The organism is Streptomyces sp. NPDC054841, from assembly GCF_053611045.1.
In genome coordinates, this window is record NZ_JBSGZO010000407.1 from 1 (window position 1) to 7,956 (window position 7,956).

The 7,956-nt window shown below is 70.3% G+C and carries 7 protein-coding genes; 4 read left to right on the plus strand and 3 right to left on the minus strand.

Going from position 1 to position 7,956, the window contains the following annotated elements:
• Positions 1-51: 51 nt before the first annotated feature.
• A complete protein-coding gene (locus ACWGI8_RS34755; RefSeq protein WP_453667121.1) occupies positions 52-900 on the minus strand; it encodes a glutamate ABC transporter substrate-binding protein in 849 nt (282 codons plus the stop codon).
• Between the two features lie 53 nt (positions 901-953).
• Positions 954-1,739: an amino acid ABC transporter ATP-binding protein gene (locus tag ACWGI8_RS34760; protein ID WP_453667122.1), complete on the minus strand. Its 786-nt coding sequence runs from the start codon at positions 1,737-1,739 to the stop codon at positions 954-956.
• 250 nt (positions 1,740-1,989) lie between these two features.
• Here ACWGI8_RS34760 and ACWGI8_RS34765 point away from each other — a divergent pair, with 250 nt between their 5' ends.
• Positions 1,990-2,691: a response regulator transcription factor gene (locus ACWGI8_RS34765; RefSeq protein ID WP_453667123.1), complete on the plus strand. Its 702-nt coding sequence runs from the start codon at positions 1,990-1,992 to the stop codon at positions 2,689-2,691.
• Positions 2,692-2,706: 15 nt separating this feature from the next.
• Positions 2,707-4,101: a sensor histidine kinase gene (locus tag ACWGI8_RS34770; RefSeq protein WP_453667125.1), complete on the plus strand. Its 1,395-nt coding sequence runs from the start codon at positions 2,707-2,709 to the stop codon at positions 4,099-4,101.
• 193 nt (positions 4,102-4,294) lie between these two features.
• Here the strand turns inward: ACWGI8_RS34770 and ACWGI8_RS34775 are convergent, their stop codons facing one another.
• Positions 4,295-5,293 (minus strand): TAXI family TRAP transporter solute-binding subunit, encoded by a 999-nt coding sequence (locus ACWGI8_RS34775; protein ID WP_453667127.1) that lies wholly within the window; start codon positions 5,291-5,293, stop codon positions 4,295-4,297.
• 231 nt (positions 5,294-5,524) lie between these two features.
• Between ACWGI8_RS34775 and miaB the strand changes: the two genes are divergently transcribed.
• Entirely contained in the window at positions 5,525-7,045 is a 1,521-nt protein-coding gene (gene miaB, locus ACWGI8_RS34780; protein ID WP_453667129.1) for a tRNA (N6-isopentenyl adenosine(37)-C2)-methylthiotransferase MiaB, read from the plus strand.
• A 127-nt stretch (positions 7,046-7,172) separates the two neighbouring features.
• A complete protein-coding gene (locus tag ACWGI8_RS34785; RefSeq protein ID WP_453667130.1) occupies positions 7,173-7,886 on the plus strand; it encodes a class III extradiol dioxygenase subunit B-like domain-containing protein in 714 nt (237 codons plus the stop codon).
• Positions 7,887-7,956 lie beyond the last annotated feature (70 nt).

The following is a 7,956-nucleotide window of genomic DNA, read 5'->3' on the forward strand; positions in this document are numbered from 1 at the left end:
CAGCACCGCGCCGCCCCCGCACCCCCGGCGGCGCACCACGTCAGCCTTGCTTCACTTGACGATGTTGCCGATCTTCGGCGCGGGCTCGTTCTTGTAGTTGGCCGGGCCGAAGTTCGCCTTCACGGCCGCGTCCCACGATCCGTCCTTGACCATCTTCTCCAGCGCCGCATCGATCTTCTTCTTGAGCTCGGCGTCGCCCTTCTTCAGGCCGATGCCGTAGTTCTCGTTGCTCATCTTGAAGCCGGCGAGCTTGAACTTGCCCTTGAACGCCTCCTGCGCCGCGTAGCCGGCGAGGATGGAGTCGTCCGTGGTCAGCGCGTCAATGACCTTGTTCTCGAGGCCGGTCAGGCACTCGGAGTAGCCACCGTACTCCTGCAGCTGCGCCTTCGGGGCGAGCTTGTCGTGGACGTTCTGCGCGGACGTTGAGCCGGTGACCGAGCACAGCTTCTTGCCGTTCAGGTCCGCCGGGGACTTGAAGGAGTTGTCGTCGGCGCGGACCAGGATGTCCTGGTGGGCCAGCAGGTACGGGCCGGCGAAGTCCACCTTGGCCAGGCGCTTGTCGTTGATCGAGTACGACGCCGCGATGAACTTGACGTCACCGCGCGAGATGGCCGTCTCGCGGTCGGCGCTCTTCGTCTCCTTGAAGACGATGTCCTTCTCGTCGTAGCCGAGTTCCTTGGCGACGTACGTGGCGACCTCGACGTCGAAGCCGGTGTACTTGCCGTCCGGGGTCTTCAGGCCGATACCGGGCTGGTCGATCTTGATACCGATCGTGATCTTCCCGCCGCCGGCGGAGCCGCCGCCCGCGGCGTCGTCCTTCTTGCCGGAGCCACAGGCGGTGGCGGCGAGGGCGAGCGAGAGCACGGCGGCCGAAGCGGCGGTGACCTTACGAAGCTTCATGGTGACTTCCCTAGAGTTGACGCGATGAGGTGATCAGCTGATCCAGGACAGACTCAGTGGTGCAGGATCTTCGAAAGGAAGTCCTTGGCCCGGTCGCTGCGCGGGTTGCTGAAGAACTGGTCGGGTGTGGCCTCTTCGACGATCTTGCCGTCCGCCATGAACACGACCCGGTTGGCGGCGGACCGCGCGAAGCCCATCTCGTGGGTGACGACGACCATGGTCATGCCGTCGCGCGCCAGCTGCTGCATGACCTCGAGCACCTCGTTGATCATCTCGGGGTCGAGGGCGGAGGTGGGCTCGTCGAAGAGCATCACCTTCGGGCCCATCGCCAGCGCCCTGGCGATCGCGACACGCTGCTGCTGGCCGCCGGAGAGCTGCGCCGGGTACTTGTCGGCCTGCGAGCCGACGCCCACCCGGTCGAGCAGCGCGCGCGCCTTCTCCTCGGCGGCCTTCTTGTCCGCCTTGCGGACCTTGAGCTGGCCCAGCATGACGTTCTCCAGCACCGTCTTGTGTGCGAAGAGGTTGAACGACTGGAAGACCATGCCGACGTCGGCGCGCAGCCGGGCCAGCTCCTTGCCCTCCTGGGGCAGCGGTTTCCCGTCGATCGTGATCACGCCGGAGTCGATCGTCTCCAGCCGGTTGATGGTTCGGCACAGCGTGGACTTGCCGGACCCGGAGGGCCCGATGACCACCACGACCTCGCCGCGCGCGATCGTCAGGTCGATGTCCTGGAGCACATGCAGCGCGCCGAAGTGCTTGTTGACGTTGCTCAGTACGACCAGGTCCGCCGCCGCCGGTACGGCGTCCTCGGCGCCCTTGGTCACTGACACTCCGCTCATCGGCTTCTTGCTCCGTCCTCCTCGGTTGGGAGGACAGTAGTGACGCACAACGACCAGCGTCATTACATCTGAGGGGAAATTGAGCATAACGATCCGGCTTCGGCCGGACACTCAGGGTGAACAGGGCGGTGGTCGCCGTACCGGGTGGGTAACAGAAACCCTGGTGCAACGGGATGCCTCTTGACTCATCGGGCGGCAATCAGCGTTCATGCCCTGTACACACGCGAGAGCTATGACCTGAGGGAGGCCCGTGAGGCTGCTGCTCGTCGAGGACGACGACCATGTCGCGGCCGCCCTGTCTGCGGTGCTCGCCCGGCATGGATTCCAGGTCACCCACGCCCGCAGCGGCGAGGAGGCGCTCCAGGCCGTGCTGCCCGCTGCCGCCGGGGGCAAGCCGCCTTTCGGTGTCGTCCTGCTCGACCTCGGACTGCCCGACCAGGACGGCTACCAGGTCTGCGGAAAGATCAGGAAACTCACCTCGACCCCGGTGATCATGGTGACCGCGCGGTCCGACGTACGCTCCCGGATCCACGGCCTCAATCTCGGCGCCGACGACTACGTCGTCAAGCCCTACGACACAGGCGAGTTGCTCGCCCGCATCCACGCCGTCAGCAGGCGTACCGCACCCGGTGAGGACGCGGCCGCGGCCTCGGACAGCGCCCTCCGGCTGGGTTCCGTCACCATCGAACTTCCCACCCGCCGCGTCAGCGTCGACGGCACGGCCGTACAGCTGACGCGCAAGGAGTTCGACCTGCTGGCGCTGCTCGCCCAGCGGCCCGGTGTCGTCTTCCGGCGCGAGCAGATCATCAGCGAGGTGTGGCGCACGAGCTGGGAGGGCACAGGACGGACGCTCGAAGTGCACGTCGCGTCGCTGCGCTCCAAACTCCGTATGCCCGCCCTCATCGAGACCGTACGCGGCGTCGGCTACCGCCTGGTCGCACCCGCCGCGTAAAGGCATCCGCTTCCCTTGCGTACCCGCCTTCTCCCTCTGCTCATCGTCCTCATGGCGGGCGTGCTGCTCGCCCTGGGCTTCCCGCTCGCCGTGAGCCTCGCCGCGGCGGAGCAGCAGCAGGTCGTGGTCGACCGGCTGGACGACACCGCGCGGTTCGCCGCCCAGGCCCAGTTCGTCACCGACGGCATCTCCGGACAGGACGAGCGCCGGGCCACCCTCGAGGACGAACTGACCCGCTACAACGACGTGTACGGGATGTACGCCGGCGTCTTCTACCGCAGCGACGTGCCCATGGCCCGCGCCCCCTGGTTCTGGGAGATCCCCCCTTCCGGTGATGGCCGCCGGGCCTTCGAGGAGGCGCTGCTCGGCCGCCGCAGCCACGATCCGCCGCAGGTGTGGCCGTGGCAGCGGGACGCCCGGATCGTCGTCGCCTCGCCGGTCGTACGGGACGGCGACGTCGTGGCGGTCGTCGTCACCGACTCGCCTACCGGACAGCTGCGTTCACGCATTCTGAACGGCTGGCTGCTGATCGCGGCGGGCGAGTCCGCGGCGATGCTGCTCGCCGTCGGCGCGGCGGTCCGGCTCACCGGCTGGGTGCTGCGTCCCGTCCGCATCCTCGACGCCGCCACCCACGACATAGCGACCGGCAGGATGAACTCGCGCGTGGCGGCGGCCGGTGGGCCCCCGGAGCTCAGGCGTCTGGCCCGTTCGTTCAACGAGATGGCCGACAACGTCGAGGAAGTGCTGGAGCAGCAGCGCGCCTTCGTCGCCGACGCCTCCCACCAGCTCCGCAATCCTCTTGCGGCGCTGCTGCTGCGGATCGAGCTCCTCGCCCTCGAACTGCCCGAGGGGAACGAGGAGATCGCGTCCGTCCGTACCGAGGGCATGCGGCTCGCCCAGGTGCTCGACGATCTGCTGGATCTGGCGCTGGCCGAGCACGCCTCCGCCGAGATCCGGCTCACGGACATCGGCGCGCTGGCGGCCGAGCGGGTCGCGGCCTGGCGCCCGCTCGCGGAGGAGAAGGGCGTACGGCTCACCGGGCACGGCCCCGCGGTCACTGCCTGGGCGGACCCGATCGCGCTCTCCAGCGCCCTCGACGCCGTGATCGACAATGCCCTGAAGTTCACGCCCGGGGGAGAGGAGGTCACCGTCACGGCCTCCGCCGACGGGGAGACCTCGACGATCGTGATCACCGACGGCGGCCCCGGGCTCACCGAGGAGGAGCTGACCCGGATCGGTGACCGCTTCTGGCGCAGCGGCCGTCATCAGAACGTGAAGGGCTCGGGCCTCGGTCTCTCCATCAGCCGTGCGCTGCTCTCGGCGGGCGGCGGCTCGATCGCCTACGCGCACCACGAACCGCACGGCCTGCGGGTGACGGTCTCGGTGCCGCGGACGCCTCCGGCGGCCTGAGCGGCGTGGAGGCGGCTCCAGGGAGCCGCGGGGGAGGGCAAGGGGCCTGCTGGGCGCCGGTGCAGGCCGGGAGGCCTGCCAACGTCCCGGCCGCGCCGTAGGGCCGGGCCGTCCGCAGACGGCCCTAACGGCCTACGGCTTGACCGGGCGGTGGTTCCGGCGCCTCTGTGGCTTGGCCGAGCGGTAGTACCGGCTACGGCTTGGCCGAGCGGTAGTACCGGCGTGCCCCGTCGTGCAGCGGCAGCGGGTCGGTGTAGATAGCCGTCCGCAGGTCCACCAGCTGCGCGGGATGTACCTCGCGTCCGATCCGATCCCGGCTGTTGATCACGGTGCGGGTGAACCGCTCGGTCAGCTCCGGGTCCGCACGGTCGGTGGTGACCAGCAGATTCGCGACGGCGACGGTCTGCACCGGGGCCCTGGCGCCCATCTTGGGGTAGGCATCGGAGGGGATGACCGCCGAGTGGTAGTAGCGCGTCGCCTCACCCGTGGTGTGGACCCGGCGGATCAGTTGGTCCTCGACCGGAACCAGCCGGACCGGGAAGCGCTGCGACAGGTTCTGCACGGCACCGGTGGGCAGCCCGCCCGACCAGAAGAAGGCATCCAGATCGCCCCGCTCCAGGAGGCCCGGCATGGTGTCGATGCCGGCGGAGAGCGGACTGACGTCCCGCTCGGCATCGAGGCCCGCCGCCGTCAGCACCCGCTCGGCGATGAGTCGGACACCCGAGCCCTGCTGGCCGACGCCCACGCGCTTGCCGCGCAGGTCCGCCGGGGTCTGTACGGAGGAGCCCTGCGGAACGACCAGCTGTACGTAGTCGTCGTACAGCCGCGCGCAGCCGCGCAGCCGGTCCGAGCCCGGCTTGGCATCGCGCTGGTACTTCGCCACCGCGTCCGCGGTGGCGATGGTGAAGTCGGCCTCACCGCTCGCCACCCAGGCGAGGTTCTGCTGCGACCCCTCGCTGGTCCGCAGATCTATCGAGACCTTCGGCAGATCGCGGGCGAGCGCGCCCTCCAGCAGCTCGCCGTAGCGCTGGTAGACCCCGGTCTTCACGCCCGTACTGAACGTGAGCCGCCCGCTCGGCGTGCTCTCGCCGAGCGGCAGCAGCCACCACAGCAGCAGCCCGCACACCACGGCCAGTGCGGCGGAACCCTGCAGGGCGCGGCGGCGGCTGATTCGGGACAGGGCCGTGGACATGGCGCGAATCCTGCCATCTCGTTTCCCGTGATGGCCAGGCCCCCCTGGCGGAGGCTCCCTCCGGACGGCCCCGCCGCCCGGATCGGTACGCGCAGAGTGCCTGGAGAAGCTCGTCGACCGTCCACCACCGATCCGAAGGCCCAGGGCCGGACCCCGCCCGGGATCCCAGCGGCCCGATCCCCCGACCGGCTCGGGGCCAGGGCTTGCCCGGCGCCCCCTTACCCTGGAGGAATGACCAGCAGCGACCGGAGCGAAGCAGTGGACGTCAAGGGAACATACGAAGTGCGCACCTACGGGTGCCAGATGAACGTCCACGACTCCGAGCGGCTGTCCGGCCTGCTTGAGGACGCAGGCTACGTCCGCGCGCCCGAAGGCGCCGGCGAGGGTGAGGCCGACGTCGTCGTCTTCAACACCTGCGCGGTACGCGAGAACGCCGACAACAGGCTCTACGGCAACCTCGGCCGGCTCGCCCCGATGAAGGCCAAGCGGCCCGGGATGCAGATCGCCGTCGGCGGCTGCCTGGCCCAGAAGGACCGCGACACCATCGTCAAGAGGGCGCCGTGGGTCGACGTCGTCTTCGGTACGCACAACATCGGCAAGCTGCCGGTGCTGCTGGAGCGCGCCCGCATGCTGGAAGAGGCGCAGGTCGAGATCGCGGAGTCGCTCGAAGCCTTCCCGTCGACGCTGCCGACGCGCCGCGAGAGCGCGTACGCCGCGTGGGTCTCCATCTCCGTCGGGTGCAACAACACCTGCACGTTCTGCATCGTCCCCGCACTGCGCGGCAAGGAGAAGGACCGCCGGCCCGGAGACATCCTCGCCGAGGTCGAGGCGCTGGTCGCCGAGGGCGTCTCCGAGATCACCCTGCTCGGCCAGAACGTGAACGCGTACGGCTCCGACATCGGTGACCGCGAGGCGTTCTCGAAGCTGCTGCGCGCCTGCGGAAGGATCGAGGGGCTGGAGCGCGTCCGCTTCACCTCCCCGCACCCCCGCGACTTCACGGACGACGTGATCGCCGCGATGGCCGAGACGCCGAACGTGATGCCCCAGCTGCACATGCCGCTGCAGTCCGGTTCGGACACGGTGCTGAAGGCGATGCGCCGCTCGTACCGGCAGGAGCGTTACCTGGGCATCATCGAGAAGGTCCGCGCGGCGATTCCGCAAGCCGCGATCTCCACCGACATCATCGTGGGCTTCCCCGGCGAGACCGAGGAGGACTTCGAGCAGACCATGCACGTCGTGCGCGAGGCGCGCTTCGCGCAGGCCTTCACCTTCCAGTACTCGAAGCGGCCCGGCACCCCGGCCGCCGAGATGGACGGACAGATCCCCAAGGAGGTCGTCCAGGCGCGCTACGAGCGACTGGTCGCGCTCCAGGAGGAGATCTCCTGGGAGGAGAACAAGAAGCAGGTCGGCCGGGTCCTCGAGGTCATGGTCGCCGAGGGCGAGGGCCGCAAGGACGGCGCCACGCACCGCCTTTCCGGCCGCGCCCCCGACAACCGCCTGGTCCACTTCACCAAGCCCGCCGAGGAGGTCCGCCCGGGCGACGTGGTGACCGTGGAGATCACTTACGCAGCCCCGCACCACCTCCTCGCCGAGGGCGAGACGACGCCTGTCCGCCGCACCCGCGCGGGCGACGCCTGGCAGAAGCGCAACGCCGCACCGCCGGAGCAGCCGGGCGTCATGCTCGGCCTCCCCACGGTGGGCGTCCCGGCCCCGCTGCCCGCTCCGACCGGCGGCTGCTCGGCAGTCGGCTGACGACGACAGTGCCCGCCCGGCCGTCCCGGGCGGGCGCGATGCGGTTACCGGCGCACGACTGCCGGAGCGCGCCGGGGTGCTGGGACCTCACCCGACCCCCACCACCGCCAGGCATTACGCTGCGATCATGCTTGTCGCCGCCGCCGTCTGCCCCAGCCCCCCGCTCCTTGTGCCGGATGTGGCTGCCGGCGCCGCGCCCGAGCTTGCCGCCACCAGGACCGCCTGCGCCGACGCCCTGAGCGTGCTGGCCGCCTCTCGGCCGGACCGGCTCATCGTGGTCGGCCCCGCCGAGCCCGACGAGCTGGGCTCGTACCCCCAAGGCGCGCGGGGCTCCTTCCACGGGTTCGGCGTGGACGTCGACGTACACCTGGGCCCGGCCGACGGCCCGGCGCCGCAGCGTCCCCTTCCCGTGTCGCTCGCTGTCGCCGCCTGGCTGCTCGACCGCGCCCGGTGGGCCGGCGTCCCGGTCGAGGGACTCGGCGTCGACGAGCAACTGGCCGCGGAGCGCTGTGCGGAGACCGGCCGGGAACTCGCGGCCCGCGCGGACCGTGTCGCGCTGCTCGTGATGGGCGACGGCAGCGCCTGCCGCACCCTGAAGGCACCCGGCTATCTGGACGAGCGCGCGGCGGCCTTCGACGCCGAGGCGGCCTGCGCCCTGGGCGCGGCGGACACGGAGGCACTCACTGAGCTGGACGCGTCCCTCGCGCACGTGCTGAAGGCGGCCGGCCGTGCCCCCTGGCAGGTGCTCGCGGGCGCCGCCAAGGGTGCCGGCCTGGCAGGACAGCTGCTGTACGAGGACGCCCCGTACGGCGTCGGGTACTTCGTGGCCGCCTGGTCCTGAAGCACCGGAAGCACCCGCCTCCGAGGGCAGCTGAAACGGCGGACGGCCGCGGAGCCAAGCGCTCCGCGGC